This window comes from Marichromatium sp. AB31 (assembly GCF_003718685.1).
GTDB classification, from domain to species: Bacteria; Pseudomonadota; Gammaproteobacteria; order Chromatiales; family Chromatiaceae; genus Marichromatium; species Marichromatium gracile.
Map to the genome: position 1 here is coordinate 52960 of NZ_RHFI01000016.1, position 24822 is coordinate 77781.

The 24822-nt window shown below is 68.0% G+C and carries 17 protein-coding genes and 1 pseudogene; 4 read left to right on the forward strand and 14 right to left on the reverse strand.

What is annotated here, in order from left to right:
• Window positions 1-49: 49 nt before the first annotated feature.
• Both EBL84_RS12155 and EBL84_RS12160 read left to right on the forward strand, forming a co-directional pair.
• Window positions 50-793: a hypothetical protein gene (locus EBL84_RS12155; protein WP_123141064.1), complete on the forward strand. Its 744-nt coding sequence runs from the start codon at window positions 50-52 to the stop codon at window positions 791-793.
• Window positions 794-889: 96 nt separating this feature from the next.
• Window positions 890-1705, forward strand: coding sequence for a DUF3050 domain-containing protein (locus tag EBL84_RS12160; RefSeq protein ID WP_123141065.1), 816 nt, complete (start codon window positions 890-892; stop codon window positions 1703-1705).
• Here the strand turns inward: EBL84_RS12160 and EBL84_RS12165 are convergent.
• Window positions 1668-2873 carry an ammonium transporter gene (locus tag EBL84_RS12165; RefSeq protein WP_123141081.1) on the reverse strand — a complete coding sequence of 402 codons (1206 nt, stop codon included), beginning with the start codon at window positions 2871-2873 and terminating at the stop codon, window positions 1668-1670. The genes EBL84_RS12160 and EBL84_RS12165 overlap by 38 nt on opposite strands.
• Before the next feature lie 390 nt (window positions 2874-3263).
• On the opposite strand from EBL84_RS12165, the gene EBL84_RS12170 reads away from it, so the two are divergent.
• Window positions 3264-4919, forward strand: coding sequence for a methyl-accepting chemotaxis protein (locus EBL84_RS12170; protein ID WP_223807010.1), 1656 nt, complete (start codon window positions 3264-3266; stop codon window positions 4917-4919).
• Here the strand turns inward: EBL84_RS12170 and EBL84_RS12175 are convergent.
• From EBL84_RS12175 to EBL84_RS12185, 3 genes are read right to left on the reverse strand one after another with little or no spacing between them, the layout of a single operon-like run.
• Window positions 4907-5533 (reverse strand): membrane integrity-associated transporter subunit PqiC, encoded by a 627-nt coding sequence (locus EBL84_RS12175; protein WP_123141067.1) that lies wholly within the window; start codon window positions 5531-5533, stop codon window positions 4907-4909. The two genes, EBL84_RS12170 and EBL84_RS12175, sit on opposite strands and share 13 nt — an antisense overlap.
• Window positions 5530-7197, reverse strand: a complete 1668-nt coding sequence (locus EBL84_RS12180; RefSeq protein ID WP_123141068.1) for an intermembrane transport protein PqiB — start codon at window positions 7195-7197, stop codon at window positions 5530-5532. Before EBL84_RS12180 ends, EBL84_RS12175 begins: the two co-directional genes overlap by 4 nt.
• On the reverse strand, window positions 7172-8416 hold the full coding sequence (locus tag EBL84_RS12185) for a paraquat-inducible protein A (RefSeq protein WP_123141069.1): 1245 nt from the start codon (window positions 8414-8416) through the stop codon (window positions 7172-7174). Before EBL84_RS12185 ends, EBL84_RS12180 begins: the two co-directional genes overlap by 26 nt.
• A 163-nt stretch (window positions 8417-8579) precedes the next feature.
• Between EBL84_RS12185 and hrpB the strand changes: the two genes are divergently transcribed.
• Window positions 8580-11099, forward strand: a complete 2520-nt coding sequence (gene hrpB, locus EBL84_RS12190) for an ATP-dependent helicase HrpB (RefSeq protein ID WP_190287956.1) — start codon at window positions 8580-8582, stop codon at window positions 11097-11099.
• 449 nt (window positions 11100-11548) lie between these two features.
• Here hrpB and EBL84_RS12200 read toward each other — a convergent pair whose 3' ends face one another.
• From EBL84_RS12200 to EBL84_RS12245, 10 genes and pseudogenes are all read right to left on the reverse strand, one after another.
• On the reverse strand, window positions 11549-12553 hold the full coding sequence (locus EBL84_RS12200) for a DUF368 domain-containing protein (RefSeq protein WP_223807011.1): 1005 nt from the start codon (window positions 12551-12553) through the stop codon (window positions 11549-11551).
• Window positions 12550-14244 (reverse strand): methyl-accepting chemotaxis protein, encoded by a 1695-nt coding sequence (locus EBL84_RS12205; protein ID WP_123141073.1) that lies wholly within the window; start codon window positions 14242-14244, stop codon window positions 12550-12552. The genes EBL84_RS12200 and EBL84_RS12205 overlap by 4 nt, the downstream gene beginning before the upstream one ends.
• 141 nt (window positions 14245-14385) lie before the next feature.
• Complete coding sequence (locus EBL84_RS12210) at window positions 14386-15345, reverse strand: GGDEF domain-containing protein (RefSeq protein WP_123141074.1); 960 nt, start codon at window positions 15343-15345, stop codon at window positions 14386-14388.
• A 310-nt stretch (window positions 15346-15655) separates the two neighbouring features.
• A complete protein-coding gene (fliS, locus tag EBL84_RS12215; RefSeq protein WP_123141075.1) occupies window positions 15656-16051 on the reverse strand; it encodes a flagellar export chaperone FliS in 396 nt (131 codons plus the stop codon).
• A gap of 58 nt (window positions 16052-16109) precedes the next feature.
• The gene (locus EBL84_RS12220; protein WP_223806114.1) at window positions 16110-16580 is read right to left on the reverse strand and encodes a flagellar protein FlaG; all 471 of its coding nucleotides are present in this window, start codon (window positions 16578-16580) and stop codon (window positions 16110-16112) included.
• 210 nt (window positions 16581-16790) lie between these two features.
• The gene (gene fliD / locus EBL84_RS12225; protein ID WP_123141077.1) at window positions 16791-18893 is read right to left on the reverse strand and encodes a flagellar filament capping protein FliD; all 2103 of its coding nucleotides are present in this window, start codon (window positions 18891-18893) and stop codon (window positions 16791-16793) included.
• Window positions 18894-18913: 20 nt separating this feature from the next.
• Window positions 18914-19357, reverse strand: a complete 444-nt coding sequence (locus tag EBL84_RS12230) for a flagellar protein FlaG (protein WP_123141078.1) — start codon at window positions 19355-19357, stop codon at window positions 18914-18916.
• Window positions 19358-19435: 78 nt separating this feature from the next.
• A complete protein-coding gene (locus EBL84_RS12235; RefSeq protein WP_123141079.1) occupies window positions 19436-21562 on the reverse strand; it encodes a flagellin in 2127 nt (708 codons plus the stop codon).
• A 241-nt stretch (window positions 21563-21803) separates the two neighbouring features.
• Window positions 21804-24155 carry a tetratricopeptide repeat protein gene (locus EBL84_RS12240; protein WP_123141080.1) on the reverse strand — a complete coding sequence of 784 codons (2352 nt, stop codon included), beginning with the start codon at window positions 24153-24155 and terminating at the stop codon, window positions 21804-21806.
• A gap of 323 nt (window positions 24156-24478) precedes the next feature.
• Window positions 24479-24822 (reverse strand): annotated as a pseudogene (locus EBL84_RS12245) (glycosyltransferase); the annotation flags it as partial.

Below are 24822 nucleotides of genomic sequence, written 5' to 3' on the forward strand. Positions count from 1 at the left end.
GCTTGGCGACACCATCATCCCGACTCATCCGCGCGAGGATCATCCCAGCATGCTAGCCCCGGTCGACCTGTCCCGCATCGCCCAGTGCCTCACCGAGATCGGCGACGAGATCCGTGACGCCTTCGAGCGCGCGACCAACCCGCCCGAGAACGATCCCGACGTGCCGCTCGAGGCGCTCGACCGGCTGCTCGTCACCCTCGAGACCTCCGCGCTGGAGCCGGCGCGAGACGGCGAATTCGGTCTCTGCGCCCGCGAGCGCGCGCTCACCCAGCGACTCGTTCACGGGCTCGACCTGCTCGCCGAGCTCGCCGCAATCGCCCGCGCACTGCAACTGCCGACGCTGGCCCGTCGCGTCAGCACCCTGGCGCTGCCACTGAGTTGCTGGGTGCTGCGCCACGGCGGCGAACTGCTGCGCCCCGCACCACTGGTCGACGCCGCCGCCGGACTGGCCAACACCACCGCCAACCCCGATGAACTGGTGGCCCTGCACCGGCTGATCTCCGAGATCCTCGACGGCATCGGCACCGAGCGCCTCCAGGACCCGGCCGGCCCCGAGGCCGCGCGCGCCTGGCGGGTGCTGCTCTACAACCGCGCCATCGTCGCCACCCGCACCCAGCAGCCGCCCCTGATGCACGAGGCCTTCGAGGCGCTCATCGAGCTGGCCCCGGAGCTCGCGCCGGGGTTCTTCCGCGAGGGCATGGAGCAGATGGAGACGCACGACTACCCCGAGCCGGTCAGGGCGCTGATGCAGGCCTACTACAGTCGCTGGGCCCAGGAGACCCGCTTGCACTAGCGCCCTGCCCTGCCGACCGTCGCGAGCCGATCGCGCGCACTCGCCTATAGTGATGTCTCGGGACCCAAGGAATCATTCGATCACGAGGACAGGCGCATGGCATCACCCGATCTCGACCATCTCCGTCCGCTGCGCCAGCAGCTCGAGCAGCACCCCGTCTATGCCGCCATCGATGACCTCGGGCGGCTGCGCACCTTCATGCAGCACCACGTGTATTCGGTGTGGGACTTCATGTCGCTGATCAAGTACCTGCAGCGCCAGCTCGCCCCGACCGACCTGCCGTGGCAGCCACAGGGCGACCCGGCGCTGCGCTACTTCATCAACCAGCTGGTCCTCGAGGAGGAGTCCGACGTCCTCGAATCCACCGCCGCCGCGCCCCTCTATGCCAGCCACTTCGAACTCTATTGCCGCGCCATGACCGAGGTCGGCGCCGACCCCGAGCCCGCCCGTCGCTTCGTCGAGCGACTCGCCCGCGAGCCGCTCGACGCGCTGCTCTACGACCCCGAGCTGGTGCCGCTGCCGGCGCGCTACTTCACCGAGACCACCTTCGGCTTCATCCGCGAGGGCAAGCCACACCTGGCCGCCGCGGCCCTCGCCCATGGCCGCGAGACGCTGATCCCGATGCTGTTCCGCCGATTGCTCGAGGACATGGCGATCACCCCGGAACAGGCACCGATCTTCCACGCCTATCTGCAACGCCACATCGAACTCGACAGCGACTTCCACGGCCCGCTGTCGATACGCCTGCTCGAGGTGCTGTGCGATGACGACCCGCGCCGCATCGAGGAGGCCGAGACCGCCGCCGAGGAGGCGCTGTGCGCCCGTATCCGTCTCTGGGACGGGGTCTACGAGGCGCTCGGCGCGACACCGCCGCTCAGACCTCGCCGCGATTGTAGTCAGGCTGCGCGGTGATGCGGTGGATGCTGAGGTCGGCGCCGAGATACTCCTCCTCGTCGCTCAGCCGGATGCCGAACAGCCCCTTGGCCATACCGTAGACCAGCGCGCCGCCGACGAAGGCGAACAGCGCCCCGGCGAGACTGCCGATGGCCTGTGAGGCGAGGCTCACCCCGCCCAGGCCACCGAGCAGCGGCAGACCGAAGATCCCCGCCGCGAGTCCGCCCCAGAGGCCGCAGAGCCCGTGCAGCGGCCACACCCCGAGCACATCGTCGATGCGCCAGCGGTTCTGCGCCAGGGTGAAGGTGTAGACGAAGATCGCCCCGGCCACGGCGCCGGCTGCCAGGGCGCCGAGCGGGTGCATCAGGTCGGAGCCCGCGCACACCGCCACCAGCCCGGCGAGCGGCCCGTTGTGGAGAAAGCCCGGATCCTTGCGCCCGGCCAGCAGCGCCGCGAGGATGCCGCCGACCATCGCCATCAGCGAGTTGACCGCCACCAGCCCGCTCACCGCCTCGACGCTCTGCGCCGACATCACGTTGAAGCCGAACCAGCCGACGGTGAGGGTCCAGGCGCCGAGCGAGAGGAAGGGGATCGAGGACGGCGGGTGCGCCAGCATGGTGCCGTCGCGACGATAGCGCCCCTGACGCGCCCCGAGCAGCAACACCGCAGCCAGGGCGAGCCAGCCGCCGAAACCGTGCACCACCACGGAGCCGGCGAAGTCGTGGAAGGGCGCGCCGAGGTGCGTCTCGAGCCACGCCTGCACCCCGAACGCACCATTCCAGACCACGCCCTCGAAGCTCGGATAGAGCAAGCCGACGACGAGAAAGGAGGCGAGCAGCTGCGGATAGAAGCGGGCGCGCTCGGCGATGCCGCCGGAGACGATCGCCGGGATCGCCGCAGCGAAGGTCAACAGGAAGAAGAAGCGCATCAGCTCGTAGCCGTTCTTCTCCTGCAACGCCTCGGCGCCGCTGAAGAAGTCGATGCCATAGGCGAGGCTGTAGCCGATGAAGAAATAGGCGATGGTCGAGACCGCGAAATCGGCCATGATCTTGGCCAGCGCATTGACCTGGTTCTTGGCACGGACGGTCCCGACCTCGAGAAAGGCGAAGCCGGCGTGCATGGCCAGCACCATCACGGCGCCGACGAGTAGAAAGAGCACATCCGTGCCCGCCTGGGAAGGCTGCATCATGTCGAGGAAACCCCTTGGATCAATTCAGCGGGGGGCCATTAAGCACGATCCAGACCAGCACCCTTTCGACCTCCCGCGGAGAGGACGCCAAACCGCTGATGCACCAATCCATTACAGCCCGCATCCTCGCGGTGCGGCAGTCCCATCAACCGCCAGCGCACCAACCGACACCGCACCATGATGGAGCAATGCGACCAACCTCGCACTCTAAGTGGGCATTCGTGTTTAAGCGACGACAGGGGTACACGAAGCATCCACGGATACCGCTAGAATGACCGCCTGAGAAGGACGTCAAGGCAGGAGCGGCGTCTACGCCACCACAACGAAAGACCGCGTACCAAGCGCGGCAGCATGAGACCACTCGATATGCGATTCTGGATGATCGGCATGACCCTGGGCGTCCTGTCCGGGCTTGGTGGATGCGCGCTCGCGCTGGCGAGCGGCGCCCTATCGATGACCGTCCTCGGTGGACAACTGGTGCTCGCGCTCCTGCTCGGCGCGACCGCCTGGCTGATCCTCGAACGCACCCTCGGCGCCGAACTCAGGGGCTTTGCCGATCTGCTCGCGCGCACCCGCGCCGACGGCGACCTCGCCCGCCGCGCCACGGTCTCGAGCAGCCCCGCCGGTCACTGCGCCCGCCACTACAACGCCCTGATCGAGAGCTTCCAGGGGATCATCGGCAAGGTCCTCTACGACGCCCAGCGTCTCGCCGAGGCGGCCGACATCCTCGCCGCCAACGCCCGCGCCCTGGCCGACGACTCGGCCGCGCAGGGCGAGGCCTCGGCGCGCATGGCACAGGCCATCGGCGAGATGAGCGCCGGGGTCGAGGTGGTGGCCGAGCACGCCCGCGACTCGGCCAGCGACGCCGAGGAGGCGCGCACGCTGTCGCAACACGGCAGCCGCATCGTCTCCGAGGCCGCCGCCGAGATCGCCCGCATCGCCGACTCGGTCGGGCGTTCGGCGCAGCTGATCGCTGCGCTCGGCAAGCGCTCCGAGGAGATCGGCGGGATCGTGCGCACCATCCGCGAGATCGCCGACCAGACCAACCTGCTCGCGCTCAACGCCGCGATCGAGGCGGCGCGCGCCGGCGAGGCCGGGCGCGGCTTCGCGGTGGTCGCCGACGAGGTGCGCCAGCTCGCCGAGCGCACCGCCACCGCCACCACCGAGATCGGCGAGGTGATCACCACCATCCAGACCGAGACCCGCGAGGCGGTCGCGGCAATCGGCGCCGGCAGTGACCAGGCCCAGTCCGGGGCCGACCTCGCCAGCCAGGCCGCCGCCGCGCTCACCGGGATCGACCAGGGCGCGGCGCGGACCCTCGAGCGCATCAACGGCATCGCCGTCGAGATCGCCCAACAGGGCAACGAGGCCCAGCGCGTCAGCAGTCATGTGCAGGAGATCAGCGAGATGGCCGAGCGCAACGCCCAGGGCGCCGCGACGACGTTGCAGGAGGTCCAGGCCCTTGAGGGGCTGGCCACCAACCTGCACGAGATCAGCAAGGTCTTCCAGCTCGGCGCCGCCGGCGAGCAGGCCACCCGGACCCATCAGCAGATGCCCGAGCTGGTGCAGCGACTCGCGCGCGCGATCGGCGACCAGCTCGAACGCGCGCTGGAGAACGGCGAGGTCAGCGAGCGCAACCTGTTCGAGAGCGACTACCAGCCGATCCCGGACACCGAGCCGAAGAAATTCACCACCGGCTTCGACCGGCTCACCGACCGGCTCTTCCCGCCACTGCAGGAGCCGGTGCTCAAGAGCAACGCCCATGTCGCCTATGCCATCGGCTGTGACCGCAACGGCTATGTGCCGACCCACAACCAGTGCTTCTCCCAGCCGCTGACCGGCGATCGCGACCACGATCTGCTGCACAACCGCACCAAGCGCATCTTCGAGGACCCGGTCGGGCGCCAGTGCGGCGCCCACGAGCTGCCCTTCCTGATCCAGACCTATCGCCGCGACACCGGCGAGATCATGCACGACATCTCCGCGCCGGTGTACGTGCGCGGACGCCACTGGGGCGGTTTTCGTATCGGCTACCGCGCCTGAGCGGCGGTCTCGGGCGGGGTCGGCGGCAGCGCGGCGAGCGCGCCGGCGACCTCGGCACTGAAGCGCGCGAGCAACTCATCGAGAGCGGCGACCAGGGCGCGGCTGTCGCCGGGCGCGGACAGCGGCTGACGATCGTCGCTCTCGCGCACCAGCAGGGTGTGTCGGCCGGTGCCGTCGCGCACCGCCCAGCGCACCTTGAGCCGGGCGCTGCCGTCATCGTTCCCCTCGAAGGCGAGCAGCTCGGCGCCGACCCGCAGATCGACCCCATAGCGCAGCTCGCCCTCGAGCAGCCGCACCCGCTCGCTACCGAGCGCGCGCGCCAGGTTCTCGCTCCACACCCGCAGGAAATCGTCGCGCAGCGAGCCGCCCCAGCGCTCGAACTCGTCGATACGCAGCCGGTTGCCCGACTCGCGGGTGACGAGCTGGGGGCGATCGAGATACTCCGGCAGCACCAGCGGGCCGACCCCGACGGCGAGCCCCGGGGCGCGCGCCTCGGGGGGTGCCACCCCCACCGCGCTCAGCGCATAGAACCGTGCCGGCGGCGAGCTGGCGCACCCCGCACTCACCGCCGCCACCAGCGCGACCGCCGCCAATCGCCATCGGCGCTCCGTCATCGTAGACCTCCCTTGCCCTGGATCAGGGCCTCCGGATGCCGCTCCAGATAATCGGCCAGGTCGCGCACCGCGCGCGCCGCCTCGGCCGTCTCCCGCAGCATGGTTCTGAACTCGCGTGTCGTCGCCGCCTCGGGGTCGAGCATCGCCCCGGCATGAGCGAAGGTCGCACGCGCCTCCTCCAGGGTAGCGCGCAGCGCCGGGGCGACCTCGCCGTCGAGCTGCTCGGCGAGCCCGCGCAGACTCGCCAGGGTGTCCTCCAGGTCTTCGCCGAGCTGGCTCAGCACCCCGCTGTCGACCACCTCGCGCACCCGCCCCAGGGTCTGGCCGAGATCGGCGCCGATCTGCTCGAAAGGCACCTGCTCGAGCCGCGAGAGGATACGCTCGAGCTTGCCGGTGAGCGCCTCGAGCGGCGTCGGCCGGCTGGGGATGACGACATAGTCGCCATAGCGTCCGAGGCCCGCGGCGGGCGCCTCGGGGTCGATGTCGAGCTCGACGTAGAGCTGACCGGTGATCAGGCTGGCGAGCTTGAGCTGGGCGCGCAGACCGAGTTCGACCAGGCGCTCGAGCATGTGCGCATGATCCGGCGCGTGCGCGGCGTTGCGCAAGGCGATGCGCTCGGGTTCGACCTCGATCAGCACCGGGATGCGGAAGATCTCGGCCTCGGGATCGAACTGCAACTGGATGTCGAGCACCTGACCGATCTCGATACCGCGCAGCATCACCGGCGCGCCGATGCTCAACCCGCGCACCGAGCCCTCGAACAGCAGCAGATAGTGCGACTTGGCGGCATAGGTCCTGGCGTGCGCCGCCTCGCGGTTGGGATAGAGCGGGAAGACCTCGAGCGGCTGAGCGGGGGCGCCGCTGCCGGCAATGGTGTCGGGGGTGTCGAAGGCGACCCCGCCGAGCAACACCGAGACCAGCGACTGGGTGTCGAGGCTGATCCCCGCGCCGCTGAGCGAGATGTCGACGCCGCTGGCGTTCCAGAAGCGGGTCTCGGCACTGACCAGGGCATCGTGCGGGGCGGGGATGAAGAGCTCGATGCGCACCGCGCTGGCGTCGTCCTCGAGCCCGAACCCGACCACCTGCCCGACCTGGATCTGGCGATAGTAGACCGGCGAGCCGATATTGAGCGAGCCCAGGGTCGCGGCACGCAGCACGAAGCGGGTGCCGGGGGCGTCGGTGGTGAACAGCGGCGGCTCATCGAGGCCGACGAAGTCGCGCTGCGAGGCGCCGCTGCTGCCCGGATCGAGGGCGATAAAGGCCCCCGAGAGCAGCGTCTCGAGCCCCGAGACCCGGCTCGCGCTCACCCGTGGGCGCTCGACCCAGAAGCGGGTCTCGGCGTTGAGCAGATGGGCGCTGCCGTGCTTGAGCTCGGCGGTGACGATCACCGAGTCGAGGTCCTGGCTGACGTCGATCGCCGTCACCTGGCCGACCTCGACGTCCTTGAACTTGACCTTGGTCTTGCCCGCCTGCAGCCCGGCGGCGCTGGGGAAGCGGACGGTGATGGTCGGTCCCTGCTCGCTGAGCGTCTTCAGCGCCAGCCAGGCGCCGATGGCCAGCGCCAGCAGCGGGATCAGCCACACCAGCGAGGGCGCACCACGCACCCGCACCTCGGCCTCCGGCAGGGCGGGCGCGCCGTCACGGCGCTCGGCGGTCTCTGACATGCTGCTGCTCCAAGCGGTCCCAGATCAACCTGGGGTCGAATGACATCGCCGCGATCATGGTCAGCACCACCACCGCGCAGAAGAAGATGGCGCCGGCCTCGGCCTCGACGCTGGCGAGATTGCCCAGGCGCACCAGCGCCACCAGGATGGTCACCACATAGACATCGACCATCGACCAGCGCCCGATCGCCTCGGTCAGGCGGTAGAGCCGGGTACGCTCGCGCGGTCGCCAGCGCGTTCGCGTGTGCACCGAGAGCAGCAACCCGACGAGGATCAACAGCTTGAGCAGCGGCACGAATACGCTGGCGACGAACACCACCAGCCCCAGCGGCCACATGCCGTGGCTGAAGAGGAAGACCACGCCGCTGAAGATGGTATCCGATTGGCTGCGCCCGAGCGACGTGACGGTCATGATCGGCAACAGATTCGCCGGCACGTAGCAGATCAGCGCCGCCAGCACCAGCGCCCAGGTGCGCTGCAGGCTCTCGGGCTTGCGTCGGTGCAACGCCGCGCCGCAGCGCGGGCAGCGCCCGTCGCGCGCCCCACCCGGCGCCGTCACCAGCGCACACACCTCGCAGGTGCGGTGCGCGTCACCGGGACGCGGGGCTGGCGCCGGCGCCAGCGCCACCCGCGACCACACCAGGTCGGGGTCGAGGCTCGCCTGGGCGGCGGCGAGCACCAGGATCAGCGCCGCGAAGGCGAACAGCGAGGTGCCGGGGACGATGGTGGCCATATCGGCGAGCTTGACCACCGCCACCAGGATGCCGAGCATGAACACATCCATCATCCCCCAGGGCGCAAGGGTCCGCATCCAGCGAAACAGCCGCGGCAACCAGCGCGGCACGCGCGCCAGACGCAAGGGCGCGAGCACCGCGAGCAGCAACAAGAGCTGCAGCCCCGGCGCCAGCACGCTGGTGAAGAGCACCACCAGGGCGATCTCCCACTGCCCGCCGCGATAGAGTTCGGCCACCCCGGTCAGCAGCGTGGTCTCGGTGACCTGCCCCTGCATGCGAAAGGCGAGGAAGGGGAAGGCGTTGGCGATCACGAACAGCACCAGCCCGGCGAGGGTGAGCGCCAGGGTGCGCTCGAGGCTGTCGGGGCGGTGACGGCGCAGCACGCTGCCACAGCGCACGCAGCGCGCGGCGCCACCGCGCGGCAACGGCGGGCAGCGCTGCAGCAGACCGCACTCGAGACACTCACTCTGGGTTGGTTGCGACATCGTTGCAGATTCGGCAGCGGGAGACCTCGCCCCTGGCCAAGCGCGGCCGGAGGCATGACAATGCGCCGCGCGATCGCGCCATCCCCGATCCCGGGCGCGACACCATTGTTCCACCGCCCCGGCGTCGATGCACCCCCGGGGCTCAGCCGTCCCCACCGCTCGCATGTCACAGCACACGCCCAAACCCGCTCCACTACCGATCGAGACCAGCCTGCCGGCGCTGATCGAGGCCCTGCGCCACGGCCACGCCCTGCTCCAGGCCCCCACCGGCTCGGGCAAGTCGACCCGCGCGCCGCTCGCCCTGCTCGAGGCCGAGGGGCTGATCGGCGGGCGCATCCTGATGCTCGAACCGCGCCGCCCGGCAGCGCGCATGACCGCCGCGAGGATGGCCGCACTGTGCAACGAAGCGCTCGGCGAGACGGTCGGCTACCAGGTGCGCTTCGAGCGCCGGATCGGCCCGAAGACCCGCATCGAGGTGCTCACCGAGGGCATCCTCACCCGCCGGTTGCAGCACGACCCCGAGCTCAGCGGGGTCGATCTGGTGATCTTCGACGAGTTCCACGAGCGCAGCCTGCACGCCGACCTGGGACTGGCGCTGGTGCTCGACGTGGTCGCCAACCTGCGCCCCGAGCTGCGGGTGCTGGTGATGTCGGCGACCATCGAGGCCGAGCCGGTGGCCAGACTGCTCGGCGGCGCCGAGACGATCAGTGCCGCCGGGCGCACCTATCCGGTCACGGTGCATCACGCCGAGCGCCCGGTCGAGCAGCCGGCGGGCCTGGTCGGCGCGGTGGTGCACGCGCTCGCCGCGCACGACGACGACATCCTCGCCTTCCTCCCCGGGGTGCGCGAGATCGAGCGCTGTCGCGCAGCACTCGCCCCCCGGCTCGGCCCCGAGACCGACCTGCTCGCCCTCCACGGCAGTCTGCCCACCGCCGAGCAGGCGCGCGCCCTCGCCCCGCCCACGCCCGGGCGGCGGCGGGTGATCCTCGCTACCGACATCGCCGAGACCAGCCTCACCATCGAGGGCGTCGGCGTGGTGATCGACGGCGGGCTCACCCGCAAGCCGCGCTTCGCCCCCAACACCGGGCTCACCCGCTTGGTCACCGAGCCGGTCTCGCTCGCCTCGGCCGAGCAGCGTGCCGGACGCGCCGGGCGGCTCGGGCCCGGTCACTGCTACCGGCTGTGGACCCGCGAGCAGGCGCGCGGGCGCGCCGCACAGCGCGACCCCGAGATCCTCCAGGCCGACCTCGCGCCGCTGGCCCTCGAACTCGCGCTCTGGGGGGTGAACGACCCCGCCGAACTGGCCTGGCTCGACCCGCCGCCGCAACCGGCCTGGGCACAGGGCCGCGCCCTCCTCCAGACGCTCGGCGCGCTCGATGCGCGCGGCGCCATCACCGCGCTCGGGCGCGCGCTCGCCCAGCTGCCGCTCCACCCCCGGCTCGGGGTGATGCTGCTCGGCGCCGCACCCGAGGCGCGCGCGCTCGCCGCCGATCTCGGCGCCCTGCTCAGCGAGCGCGACCCGGCGCTCGACCCGCGCGCGCTCAGCTCACCGGCCGACCTCGGCGCCCGGCTGCAGGCACTGGCGCAACGGCGGGCGCGCCGTCCGACGCCCGGCTTCGATCCGCGCCGACTCGACGCCGTGGCACGCGCCGCGCGTCAGCTCGGCGAGCGGGTCGCGCGCGCCAGCCACCCGCCGGGCACGGCCCGTACCCCGGGCGCGCTGCTCGCCCTCGCCTACCCCGAGCGCATCGCCCAGCGGCGCGACGCCCGCGGCGAGCGCTATCTGCTCGCCGCCGGCAACGGCGCGCGGCTCGACCCGGCCGATGCGCTCACCGCCAGCCCCTATCTGGTCGTCGCCGAGCTCGACGCCCAGGGTCGCGACGGGCGCATCCGTCACGCCCTGGCGATCGACGCCGACACCCTGCACGCGGTCTACGCGCAGCGCATCCACACCGAGACCCGCTGCGACTGGGACGCCGAGCACGAGGCGGTGCGCGCGCGCGCCCTCACCCGGCTCGATGCCCTCACCCTCGAGGCGCGCCCGCTGCCGCTCCCCGACGACCCGGCGGTGCTCGAACTGCTGCGCGAACAGGTGCTCGCCGACCCCGAGCGGGCGCTGCGCTGGGACGATGACGCCACGCAGTTGCGCGCCCGCATCGCCCTGCTGCGCGCCCACGACCCCCAGGGCGGCTGGCCCGATCCCGGCCCCGAGGGACTGCACGCGCGCGCCGCCGACTGGCTCGATCCCTGGCTGATCGGCAAGTCGCGACTGAGCGAGACCCGGCGCCTGGAGGCGGCCGAGCTGCTGCTCGGCCTGCTCGACTGGGACCAACGCCAGCGGCTCGACCGGGCCGCACCGACCCATCTGCGCACCCCGGCGGGCAACCAGCGCCGTCTCGACTACGCCAGCGACGGACCACCGGTGCTCGCCGTGCCGCTGCAGGAGCTGTTCGGGCTGTGCGAGACCCCGCGGGTGTGCGACGGCCGGGTGGCGGTGCTGCTCCATCTGCTCTCCCCGGCGCGACGCCCGATCCAGGTCACCCAGGACCTCGCGAGCTTCTGGGCCCAGGGCTATACGGACGTGCGCAAGGAGTTGCGCGGGCGCTACCCCAAGCACCACTGGCCCGAGGACCCCGCCGCCGCCGACGCCGTCACCGGCGGACTGCAGCGCCGGCGGCGGTAGCCGGCACGGCGGACCAGCGAGCAGCCCTCGGGCACCAGCGTCGTAGGTTGGGTAGCTGCCGCCCACGCGGACCTTCCTCGGGGATCGGCGTCAATCCCGAGACCTTGGCGCAGCTGTCGGGTTGCCGCGCAGCGGCAGCCCAACCGACGGGGCTGGAAGCGCGTTATCCCTTTGGGTCTTTGCACTCCGACAATCCCCGGCGATCATCTCGCTGGAGGCTGGAGGCTGGAGGCTGGAGGCTGGAGGCTGGAGGCTGGAGGCTGGAGGCTGGAGGCTGGAGGCTGGAGGCTGGAGGCTGGTTCAAACCGCAAAGACGCCAAGCACGCAAAGTCGATCGAGGGTTCTCGGTGGCCAGCCCGAATCACGCGTGGTCGAAGACAACGGCTGACTGGTCGCAAAAGACTGCACCCGAAGTCTTCTTTCCTTCGCGTCCTTCGCGCCTTAGTGGTTCACCTCCCCTCGGCCCCCCGCTCGGCGAGGCGCTCGAAGGCGAGCACGGAGAGGACGCCGAGGAGACAGGCGACGAGGGTGCCGATCAGCAGCGGGTCGCCGTGGTAGGCGCCGGGGAGGACGTTGCTCTCGGCGATGATCTTGTGCGGGGTGAGACCGTCGGCGCTCAACACCACCTGGCCGTCGGCGCCGCGCAGCCAGTCGACCGGGTTGCGCCAGGGGTAGATCTTGTTGAGCGAGCCGACGAGAAAGCCGGTGAGCAGCGCCAGGGTCTGGGCGTGGAAACGATGGAAGGTCCAGGAGAGCAGTCGAGAGAGGGTCATCAGCCCGACCACGCAGCCGAGCGCGAACACCCCGAGCACCAGCAGCCGCTCGGGACTGTAGTCGACCAGCAGCCCCTTGAGGGTGTCGTGAATGATGAACTGGTACATGCCGAGCAGGAGCAGCATGAAGCTCCCCGAGATCCCCGGCAGGATCAGCGCCGAGATGGCGATGACGCCGCAGCAGAAGACGAACCACAGCGCCTCCGAGCCCTGCGCCGGGGTGAGCACGGTGAGCGCGTAGGCGAACGCCGCGCCGAGCACGAGCAACCCCAGCCCGGTGGCATCCCAGCGCTCGATGCGTCGGGCCATGTGCAGGATGGAGGCGAGGATCAGGCCGAAGAAGAATCCCCACACCAGCGGCGGATGGTGCTCGAGCAGCCAGGAGACGGTGAACAGCCCGGTGAGCAGGCCGACGACCATGCCGGCGAGCAGGAGCGTCAAGAAGTTGCCGTCGATCGCCCGCCATACACCCGCCACCCCTTCGCGGCGAGCAACCCCGATCAGTCCCGGACCGACGGCCCGGATCGCCTCGATCAACCGTTCGTAGATCCCGCTGACGAAGGCGATGGTGCCGCCAGAGACCCCGGGGATGATCTCGGCCACCCCCATCGCCGCGCCACGCAGCACCACCCCGGCGCGCCCGATGTCGGTCGCCGGCGGATTGCGCATCGCCCCGCTCACAGCTTGAAGCGCTCCAGCCGTTCCTGGAGCTGCGCGGCGAGTCGCGCCAGCTCGGTGCTTGCCGCCGCGACCTGCGTCGATCCGGTGGCGCTCTCCTCGACCACGTCGGAGATGGTGTGGACGTTGCGGTTGATCTCCTCGGCCACGGTCGCCTGTTGCTCGGCGGCGCTGGCGATCTGGGTGTTCATGTCGTTGATGGTGGTGATCGAGCCGTTGATGGTGCGCAGCGACTCACCGGCGCGGCGTGCCTGCTCGACGGTCTGCTGGGCCATCGCGCGCCCCTTGTCCATCACCTCGACGGCGCCGTTGGCGCCGCTCTGCACCCGCTCGATCTTCTGCTGGATGTCCTCGGTGGAGCGCTGGGTGCGGTTGGCGAGGGTGCGCACCTCGTCGGCGACCACCGCGAAGCCGCGCCCGGCCTCGCCGGCACGCGCCGCCTCGATCGCGGCGTTGAGCGCAAGCAGGTTGGTCTGCTCGGCGACGCCGCGAATGACATCGAGGACATCGCCGATCTCGCGACTGTCCTGGGAGAGTCGACCGACCACCTGGGCCGAGGATTCGAGCTCCTGGGCCATGGCCTCGACCGCGGCGATCGCCTGCTCGACCACCTCACCGCCGGTATCGGCCTCGCGGTTGGTCGCGCGCGCTGCATCGGCGGCCTCGCCGGCATGACGCGCGACCTGCTCGACGGTGGTAGTCATCTGGTTGATCGCCGCGGCCACCTGCCCGGTCTCGGTCTGCTGGCGGGCGATCTGCTCGCGCGCCTGGGCGCTGGCGGCCGACAGCTCCTCGGCGGAGGTCGCCACCTGATTGCCCACCGAGGCGACCTCGCGCAGCAGGCGACGCATGTTCTCGACCATCACCGAGAAGGCGGCGAGGAGGCTGGTGGTATCGCCCTTGCGCAGGGTGATGCGGGCACCGAGATCGCCCTCGGCGACCTGGTTGACGACGGCGAGCGCATAGGCCGGCTCACCACCGAGACGGCGCAGCACGTCGCGGGTGATGAACAGCCCGAGAGCGATCGACAGCACCAGCCCGATGCTCATCAGGATAGAGCTCACCATCACGGTATGCTCCGAGGCATCGATCGCCTCGGTGACGGCATCGTTGGCGAAGCGGTTGTTGATCATCACCATGGACTCGACCATGGCACCGAGCCGGTCGGAGATCGGGATCATCTCCTGGACCTGATGCATGTACGCGTCGCGCACCTCGTCATAGACCGCCTGCGCGTCGACACCTTGACGCTGTGGCGCCTCGAGCATCCGCCGCATCAGCGTGTCGAGCTTGCGGTAGATCGCCCGCCAGGCATCGTACTCGGCGTTGAAGGCGGCAAAGATGGCAACCTCGTCCTCGGTCTTCTCGAGCGCGGCGTAGCGCTCGAGGACCGTCTCGACCTCACGCCAGGAGGCCTCGCGCTGGCGCAGCACCTGCTCGAGCAGCTTGCGCGTGCCCTCTGTCCAGTCGGCGTGCATCTGCGCCTCCAGCGACTGGCCACGGATCTGCACCCGCTGATAGTTGAGATGATTGAGCGCGATGATCGCTGGCAGTCGCACCTGACCGATGCGCACCACATCGGTCCGCATGGTGTGCTCACCCTGGATGGCCCTGAGTCCGATGGTCAGGACGATTGCTGCCACCAGCAGGAAGCCGACGAGTAGCTTGGTCTTGAGTGAGATCTTGTCCAGCATGCACGCTCCGGGTCGGGAAGACTGGCCGCTTATTGTGACACATCTCAGGTGTGTGTCATTCAGCCAATTTACAGCACAAAACGCTGATCCCTTTCGCTATTTCCCCGCACGGTCAACGCAACCGCGCCCCGAAGCGGCGAATCAACACAGCGGCAGCTGCTGCTGAGTGGTCTCACGCACCATCGCGCAACCGCACCCCGCCCCCGCCAGGGTGCGATTGCGACCGGCACGTTTGGCGGCATAGAGGGCCTCGTCGGCCTGGGTGTAGAGTTGGTCGAGATCCATCCCCGGGCGGTGGGTCGCCACACCGATACTGGCACAGACCCCGACACGCACCCCCTCGGCGGTCTCGGACGAGCAGTGCTCGATGGCCAGGCGGACGCGCTCGGCACACTCCATGGCATGCGTCAGGTCGGTCCCCGGGAGCAGGATCACGAACTCGTCGCCCCCCATGCGCACGCACAGGTCGGAGGCACGTGTCGCCGAACGCAGCCCCTTGGCCACGGCCTGGAGCAGCCGATCCCCCTCGGGATGACCGAACTGGTCATTGATACGCTTGAAGCCGTCGAGATCGAGCACCAGCATCGACAGCGGTCGCGACTGGCGCACCGCATCGGCCAACCAATGCGCCCCTTCACGAAACAGTGCGATCCGGTTGCCCAGCCCGGTGAGCGGGTCGGACTCGAGCTGGGTGAGCACGGTCTGATAGGCCAGGGCATTCTTCAACGCCGGGGCGGCGAGCCCGAGCAGCGCCTCGATCCGCTCCTGCTCGAGCTCCGAGAACCGTCGTCCGCGCATCAGCACCAGCCGGCCCATCTCGCCCCCCCCCAGGGAGAGGTCATATTCCAGGCGGTGACGGTCCGGCTGTCCGCCCTCGAAGGCCAGCCCCTCGGCGGCATTGAGATATTCCCAGCCGCTGTGACAGACCAGATCGAAGAGGAAGCGGTTGAGTATCGTCAGCACCCGATCGAGGTCGAGCGAGGCGGTGATCGCCTGCAGGAATGCGACCGGATCGACACTCTTCGGCTCCGGCTGGGTGACCGTCTCGGACGAGGAGACAAGGGTGAGATGCGGCGTATCGGCTTGACTGATCGAACTCACGGTGGCGCGCCCCTGTAATCGTTGTTTGTCTAGTAGCTAGCGAAAATCACGCCACAAAATAATCGCCTTGAAAAACAACAACTAAAGCAAACCACCTAATAGACCTCAAGCAGCAAGACAAAATCTTGACGCCCATTGACCGCAGCGCATCCGGATGCCCTGACGCGGATTCGTCGAAAAATCGACACCCGTTCTCGCCGGCGCGCATGGGCACCGCAAGCGTGTCTTCTATCGATATGGGGAAGGTCCGGAAAGGACGCCCGCCGCACCGGGGAAGCGAACGAGCGTCCTGAAATCCGGCAAGGCGTTATTACTGGCCGAGACGCTCGGGGATTTCGTCCCAACCCGACTTGATGGTGCGGAGCAGACCCGAAACCTCGTCGAGCGCCTCGGGTTCGTTGCGCGCGTTGCCCTCGAGCAGGCGACGCGACATGTAGCTGTAGAGGGCATCAAGGTTCTCGGCCAGCTCGCCGCCCTTGTCTTGATCGAGAGCGGCGCGCAACGACTCGATGATGTTGATCGCCTTGCTCAGCTGTTCGCCCTTGGTCTGCAGATTGCCGTGCGTCATCGCGCCGCGGGCCACGGCGATCCGCTCGATCGCGCCCTCGAACAGCATCTGGATCAGACGATGCGGACTGGCAACCGCAACCTCTGCCAAAGGTCCAGCCTGACGGTACTGGTTGAGTTCCTTACGCATCGCATACATGGTATCGGCCACTCCCGACGAATAGTTGCAATTTTTAGAGAGTGATCAGCGAATCGGATCAGGCCTCTTCGGTCAACCCGATGCCGCTGATGCCGGTGCCATCGCGCATCTGCGCCATCAGCTTCAAGGCATGTTCCGGCGGTATCTGGCGAATCACTTCGTTGCGCTCGGCATCCTTCACCGTGACCACGACCTGACCGGAGCCATCGTCGAGGCTGAATTCCAGCGCACGCTGGTTCGCCTGCAGGTAGTCGTTGATCGACTCGACCACCTGCTCGAGCATCAGGGTCGAACTCTTTTCCTCCCCCTCTGCCGGTTGGCGTTGCGCCTCGGCCTGGCCGGTCCGCTGCTGTTCCTCCAGCGGGTTGCCGCCCGTCACGGTCTCCACACCACCCGACGACGCCTTCTGCTCACTGGCCTTTGCCGCCTGTTGACGGTCACCGCGAGCCGCCGTCCCGACCTCATCCTGCGGATGCGTCGGCTGTGAGCGGATCATCACGCCTGCTGGAGCTTGGGTCGATTCAATCATCACTGTCTCCCCGGTTCCCTGCAGCCGGACGCAGCAATCGTAGATGCCTGCCCGGTACGGCTTCCCCTGCCTCCCGGTCGCGTCGCGGGTGCCACCCTAAAGGGTCTGACTCCCGTTGCAGACCTTCGCCAAAGGTCTGCTTAGCTGACACCATGGATAACGGCACCCCTGCTGTTTTCTTTAACCTGACCATGCAATCTTTTCTCACCGTCAGTTCTGCGCCGTATTGGGCAAGCGGTCGACAAGCCCCTCGAGCTGGCTGCCAGTGGACTGGAAGGTACTGACGATGGACTCCATTGCGATGAACTGCGACAGCAGCCTGGCCTCGACACCCTCCATGCGTCGATCGAGTGTCTCGCGCTCTTCCCCGAGCTCGGTCAGTTGATCCTGGATGTTCTCCTTGCGCATCTCGATCGTCCCGGAGCTGCTGAGGAACCCATCGACCAGCCGGCTCAGTTCGCCGGCGAAACCGCGCGAGAAGGAGATATCGAAGGCGCCCTGGCTGCTCGCACCGGCGGCCACGCTGAAGTTCAGACCGTAGGCGGGCGAATCGAGCGCGGGCAGCAACTGATTGCCGGCACCGAAGCCCTCCACGCCATTGATGGTGCCGGCGACATCGATCCCGGCGGTCCCGGTCAAGCCGGTGTGCACACCGAGATCGGCCATCGACGCACTGGCCTCGGTGAAGGCCACCGTGGAGACCGAGCCGTACTCGCGGGAGACGAAGCTGAAGCTGTCGGTGGCGTCGTCGTAGAGCACATCGACCTTGGTGCCGGTCGCCTTGAGTCTCTCGTCGCTGTTGATCAGCGACTGCAGATCGCTGCGCAGCTGCTCGGTGGAGTCGTAGGTGCCGCTGAGGGCGATCGTTCCGGACTCGATACCGTCGACCGCCACCTTGAAGCTGTAGCCACCGCCGGAGGTGTCGAGCGCGGTGGTGAAGGTCTCGGTGGCGCCGTCGAAATCGGCCTGGGTGATGGCATCGGCGAGCAGCTCGCCGCGGGTCGGGTCCTGGGTGATCTCGACCTCGAAGCTGCCGGCATCGACCCGCCCGGCGAAGGAGCCCAGGTTGACCGAGACGGCGCTGTTCATCGAGGCCGTCTTCAGCGCGAAGAGGTCCTCCACCAGCTGGAAGTTGTTGCTGAAGGCTGCGCTGAACTCGGCTTCCTTGCCGAACTCGTCTTTCGCGATCGACAGCGACCCATCGCGTTCGGTGCGGATCCCCAGGTTGGTCAGCGCGGTGAAGCCGCCCTCGAGTCCCTGTACCTCGCCGCCGACGAGTTTGCGCAGACGATCAATCATGGCGCGCGCCGTGCCGTCGCTGGCAAGGTCGCCACGCGACAGCGCGCCGTTCTCGTCGCGCACCAGCTCGCCGGCGTCGTCACGGGCATAGCCGATCAGGCCCTGGGCGGTCGTCTGGAAGTTGTTGTAGGCATCGACGAAGTCGCGCACGGCCTGCTCGGCGAGACTCTTGTCCTCGCTGATCGAGAAGGTCAGCGACTCGCCGGGACTCGCCTTGTTGAGGGTGAAGTTGAAGCCCTCGATGACATCATCGATGTCGTTGCTCTCGCGCGAGACCTGCAAGCCGTTGATGCGCAGCAGCGCATCACTGCCCTGCTGGACCTCGGTGACATTGGCATGGTTGGCGGCGTTGAAGGCGAAGTCGTCGAGGCTGGCGTCATCGCCGCTGATCTCCAGCGCGTTGGCCGCGCCCGAGGGGGCGGTCAGCATCAGCTGGTACTGGTCGTCGACCTTGAGTACCGAGGCCTGGATGCCGCTGTTCTGCTCGTTGATCTTGGCGGCGATGGCGTCGAGCGAGTCGCTCGCATCGATACTGACGGTCAGCGCCTCGCGCTCGTCGTTGGCGGTGAAGCTCGAGGGCGCATCGCTGCCGTCATAGGTCCATTCACCGAAGCGCACGGTCAGCTCGCCCGACTTGCCGAGCGCGCTGTCGCGCTCGCTCTGAGCGCCCATGGTCAACGACTGGGCGCGGGCGATGTCCTCGACCTCGATCTGGTAGCTACCGGTCTGGGCACCGACGGCAACGCTGTTGGCGGTGATGACATTGGTGTCGGGGATGGCGACCGAGCGGGCGTTGAACAGGTCGTTGCCCGCCAGCGAGCCGAGGCTGTCCTGCAATTCGCTGAGCGCGCTGCTGAGCTTGCCATAGCCCGAGATCTCGGCCTGCAGCCGCTCCTCGCGCGAGGAGATGCGCTGCTCGACCGGGGCGCGCTCGACCTCGACGAGCTGTGAGACCAGGCTGGTGATATCGATCCCCGAACCGGCCCCCAGACTGGAAATGATGTTGTCGGCCATGTTCGTCGCTCCTCACACGCTCACGCCTGGTCGTTGAAGATCAGCCCCGCCAACCCCTCGACATACTGCGCGAACTTCAGGGTCTCCTCGCTGGGGATCTGCCGGATCAACTCCTCGGTCTCGGCATCCACGACTCGGATCACGGTGCGATCGGCCTCTTTGTCGAGTTCGAAGTTGAGCATCCGGCGCGAGCCGCCAAACATCTCGTTGAGTCGCTCGACGGCCTGATCGAGCTGCTCCCTGGAGGCCTCCTCACGCTCGGCAGAGGTCTCTGCGCCGGCGGGGTCCTGGGCTCGCGTCCGCGTCTGCTGTTCGGTCGCGAGCGCGCCGGGGGCGCGCTCGAGCCGTTCGTTGGATTGCCGCTCCGCGGCGCTCGTTCCGGTGTCGCGCTCGGAGCGCGACGGCGCCGGTGAGGGCTGCTGGATCGGAGTGATATTGCTTAGAGTATAGGATTCACTGGCCATCGGTCTTGCCTCCCTCGGCTCGACCGGGTCGCCCCCCGGTCAGGGGGCGACCCGTTTCCTAGCGGCCGGGACCGGCGGTTACTGCAGCAGCGAGAGGACCTGCTGCGGCGCCGAGTTGGCCTGGGCCAGCATCGCCGTACCTGCCTGCTGCAGCACCTGGGCCCGGGACAGTGCCGCGGTCTCCGCCGCGAAGTCGGCGTCCTGGATTCGCGACCGCGAGGCCGAGGCGTTCTGCGAGATGCTGCTCAGGTTGCTGATGGTGAAGTCCAGCCGGTTGTTCACCGCACCGAGGTCAGAGCGCACGTCGTCGACCCGCTCGAGGGCGTTGTCGATCGCCGTCAGCGCCTTGTTGGCCCCCTCGACCGTCGAGATGTCGATGTTCGAGAGCGCCTGACCGTCCTCGCCACCACCGAACTCGCCGACACTCAGACCGGAGAAGCTCAGGTTGGTGTTGGTCCCGCGAGTGATCTCGATCTCCTTGTCCGAGTTCAGAGTGAACTCACCGACATAGGTGCTGGCACCCGTGTTGAAGCCGGCGTTGGCGCCATTTGCAATGTTGGCGACGATGTTCCGCCCATCCGCGGCGACCAGTTGCACACCACCACCGTTGGCGGTCCCGTCCTCACCGGTGTCGACCGCGGTCACGCCGGTCTGATCGGAGATGGCGTTGATCGCATTCACCAGGGACTGGCGGTTGGCGCTGGTGTTATCGGCGCCGGCCACGGTGGTGAAGCCGGTGATGCTGACGCCATTGATCGTCCCAGCGACCGCGGCGGAGGCCGTCAGCTGAGCCGTGCTGTTGTCGGCCCGGTTCTGGTTCACCGTCGCGGTCACGCCGGTCTGGTCGGAGACCAGGTTGACGGCCGCGGCCTTGGAGATGGCGCTGTAGGCATTGCCTGCCGAGGAGGCGGTGTCGTCGTTCGCGTAGGACGGACCCACGGAGACGCCGTTGATGAACACGTTACCCGCGGTCATCGCATCGGTGCTGTTGTTCAAGTTCGAGGATAACTGAGTCTGGGTCCCGGTGTAGTCGCCCTCCATGAAGCCAGCATCAGCAGCCGAACCGGTCGCGCCCGACTCGATCTTGATCGGATCGCTCCCATCGGAGACCAGAGTCACGGTCCCCGTGGTGATCGACCCGGTATCCGAAGCGCCGGACAGGCCCAGACCGGTGTTGGCCGCGGTCAGGGCGCCGCCAGTATTGTGCAGCGCGATGTTGCGACCGTCCTCGGCCACCAGGGTGATACCACCGTTGTCGGTCCCGGTGTCGAGCGCGGTGACCCCCGTCTGCTCGGCCTTGAGGTTGATCGCCTCGACGATCGAGGAGCGCGTGGTGGCCGCGTCTGCGGTCGTGTTCAGGTCGATAGACACGCCGTTGAGGGTAATGGTGCCACTGGTCGCACCGGCGGTCATCGAAGTACCACCGAGCTGGGTCTCACCAACGATGGCGGTCACACCCGTCTGATCGCTCTTTTCGTTGATGGCCGCAGCCGTCGCGAGCGCGCTCGCGCTCTTGGCGTGCGACGAGGCGGTATCGGCAGCGGCGGTCGCGCCGCCGATCGAGATGCCGTTGATCACCAGGTCTCCAGTACCGAGCGCCTTGACGGCGGTCGTCGCAAGCGGGAAGGCGTCGGTAGCAGCACCAGCGCCAGTCCCCGTGCGACTAAAGGAACCGACGCCAGCCGACTCGGCCACGCCCAGCGAGTCGGCGTCGATCTGACCGATGTTGACACTGATCGTCTGACCACCCTCGGAGCCAATCTGCAGATTGACCTCGCCGAGCGACCCGTCCATCAGGTTCAGGCCGTTGAAGTTGGTGCTGGTGGAGATACGGTCGAGCTCCTGGACGAGCTGCTGGACTTCGTTGTTGAGCGTCGAGCGGTTGCCGCTGGAGTAGGTGCCGTTGGCCGACTGTACCGACAGCTCGCGCATACGCTGGAGGATGTTGCTGCTCTCGTTGAGCGCGCCCTCGGCGGTCTGCACCAGGGAGATACCGTCGTTGGCGTTACGCACGGCTTGGTCGAGACCACGCACCTGCGAGGTCAGACGGCTGACGATTGCCGAACCGGCGGCGTCGTCCTTGGCGGAGTTGATGCGCAGACCGCTGCTCAGTCGCTCCATCGCCTGGCTCTGCTCGGCCTGGGACTTCGACAGATTCTGCTGTGCGTTCAGCGACATGATGTTGGAATTGATGACCATTGCCATGGCTGCTCTCCTGTTGGTCTCGAACCGGCGGGCTGTTCAGCAACAGCGGTCTGCCGTCAATGTTAACTGTGCTTCGTTGAGGTTAACGGCCGGGCATGGCGATCGCTTTAATCCTATTTCGACAATCCTCGGGCCCCGGCCCGCACGCAGGTCCCTGAATCCCTGACATGCCTGCGACACCATGGATAACGGTGGGCTGCCGGAAAATTGAAATCCTCAGCGAGCCGAAGCGAGAACCCCATCACACAACCTCTCGCGCAGGAAGGCTTCGTGACACGCTCCCCTCGCACCAGCGCCGCCACATCGCCCGGTAGGCGGCCTCGATCCGTGCCACCTGCCCCTGCTCGTCACGCCAGGGGCTGGCCTCCATCTGTGCGCGCAACCCGGCGCGGGTCGTCGCCAGCGCCTCGCGATCCGCGGCCAGCGCGACCACGCGCTCGACGTAGTCGGCCTCGTCCGTGGCGATCCATTCCTCCCGACCCAGCCCCGAGAGGATCATCGCCCCGATCCGGCCCACACTCGGCCGGTCGGCCAGAGTCACGAAGGGCACCCCCATGTAGAGCGATTCGAGCAGCGTCGTCCCCGAGTTGTGCGGGAAGCAGTCGAGTCCGATGTCCATGCCCCGCAACACGTCCCACGGCGGGGAGTGATAGCCGATCTCCAGGCGCTCGCCGCCGATCCCGTGCGCGGCGAAGCGCTCGGTCAGCGCCTCCTGCTCGGTCTCGGTGGAGAAGTCCCTGCTGTTGACCACCAGCCGCGCGCCCGGCACCCGCTCGAGGATCGAGGACCACACCCGGATGGTGCGGTGGTTGACACGCACCCCACGGGTCAGCGTACCGAAGGTGATGTATCCCCGCTCCAGCGCCGGCAACACGTTCACCGCCCCCATCCCCTCGCTCGGGCGATACATGCCGGCGGGCGCGGCAATCCGCCAGGGCCGCTCGCTGAACAACTCCTCAGCACCCTCCGGCACCAGGACCTCGTCACACAGGAAGTAGTCGATCGCGCTCAACCCCGAGGTGTAGCCATAACCGACCCAGAGACTCACCGACACCGGCGCCGGCTTGCGCGCAAACGCCCCCAGCCGATTGCCCGCCGTATGTCCGGCCAGATCGACCAGGATGTCGATGCCGTCGGCACGGATACGTTCGGCGAGCTGGGCATCGCTCAGCCCCCGGGTCGGCACCCAGTGATCGATCAATCCCTGGTAGCGCGCCGTCTGGGCGTCCTCGCACGTCAGCTCGGCATAAGCGAAAAGCTCGAAGTCGAGCCGATTGCGATGCATCAGCAAGGGTTCGAGCATATGACGGGTCGAGTGGTGGCGAAAATCCGGCGAGACATACCCGAGGCGCAAGCGACGCCCGGGGTCGCGATCATTGTCGTGCGCAGACCAGTGCGCACGCGCGGATTCACCGTGACGGCGATCGAACTCACGATAATCGGTGAAGATGGCCTTGGCCGAAAGCTCGGGGTGATAATTGAGCGTGAACAAGAGCTTGCTGTGGACCCGGGCATCCGTCGGGTGTTTCGACAGCGCCTGGCGATAGGTCGTGACTGCCTCGTCAACTCGCCCCATCAGCTGCAGGATGTTCCCCAGGTTGGAGAGCATTTCCGCCTGCCCCGGCCGGACTCGAACCGCATGCTGCTGCAACGCCAGCGCCTCGTCGAAACGCCCTTGCTCGGCCAGCGCATTGCCAAGATTGGTCAGGGTCTCGGGATGATCGGGATCGACATCCAGGGCCTGCTGGTAGTCGGCCAGCGCCTCATCCGTACGCCCGAGTCGGCGTAGCGCGGAGCCACGGTTGTTATAGCTCTTCAAATGCCGGGGATTGATCGCCAGCACCGCATCGAAATAGCCGATGGCCTCCTCAGCTCGTCCGATCGTCAGCAACAGACTGGCAAGATTGTAGAGTGCGGCGACGAAATCAGGCGAAAGCTTGGCCGCCTGGGCATAGGCGAGACCCGCCTCTTCGAGCCTCCCGACCTGTTCGAGTGCAACCCCAAGGGTATTGAGGATCTGGGGATCCTGATCATCACGCCGCAGCGCCTCTTCGAGCACCGGCACGGCAGCCTCGCCACGTGAGCACTGTGCCAGCACAGTGCCCAACATCTTCCAGCCGAAGGCATCCCAGGGTCGGCGCTCGGTCCAGTCACGGGCAAGCTGCTCGACCTCGTCGAACCGATGACGCTCGAACAGCGTGATCAGTGCGTCTTCGTCGCTCGGAGTCGGGGTCGCGAGCATGCGCTGGAGCATTTCTCTGAGGGCATGTGCCTCGGCGCTATCGAGGCCGCAGTCGATCGCCCGCTCGATCACCGCCAACCCCTCCTGCGGGCGATAGGCCAGCATCAGCCCCTGCGCATAAGACTCCCAGTGACGCCCATTCTCGGGATCGAGCTCCAGCGCTCGCAGTAACAAGCCGAGGCCGGAATCGAGATGTCCACGCTCGACCTCGAGTACCCCGAGACCATGATGGGCGGCGGCCTCATCTGGCTCGGCAGTGAGGCGGGCGCGATACAGTGACTCCGCCTCGTCCAGCCTGCCCGCGGCATGATGGGCGCGTGCCAGTTCAAGCGATTCATCGTTGGAGACCATGGATAGTCGACCCCTTTGTCCTGATCATTGCGATTAGTCGAGGAACGGCCGCCAGCGCTCAACATTCATCCGACACGCAAGTCGCCAATAAATTGACGCGCCCTTCAGCATGCCCCTCACTCGCATGGCAGCAACGATGCAGTGTGGTCATCGGCCGCGAGTCCAGTAACGCGTTCCCCTATCGATGGGGCTGGAAGCAAATAGTAAGCCAGCGTTTGCGAAGCAGGCTGAGTAGGATCTGCGTGGACGCCACTCCGAGCTCTCGCTCCCTGACGCAAACAGCTCGGGGCTGCTGCACGCGCCCCTTTACCAAAGACACAACTTCAGGCAGGGGCGGACGTCGAGTCGCACCAGCGCCGCCACATCGCCCGGTAGGCGGCCTCGATCCGTGCCACCTGCCCCTGCTCGTCACGCCAGGGGCTGGCCTCCATCTGCGCGCGCAACCCGGCGCGGGTCGTCGCCAGCGCCTCGCGATCCGCGGCCAGCGCGACCACGCGCTCGACGTAGTCGGCCTCGTCCGTGGCGATCCATTCCTCCCGCCCCAGCCCCGAGAGGATCATCGCCCCGATCCGGCCCACACTCGGCCGGTCGGCCAGGGTCACGAAGGGCACCCCCATGTAGAGCGATTCGAGCAGCGTCGTCCCCGAGTTGTGCGGGAAGCAGTCGA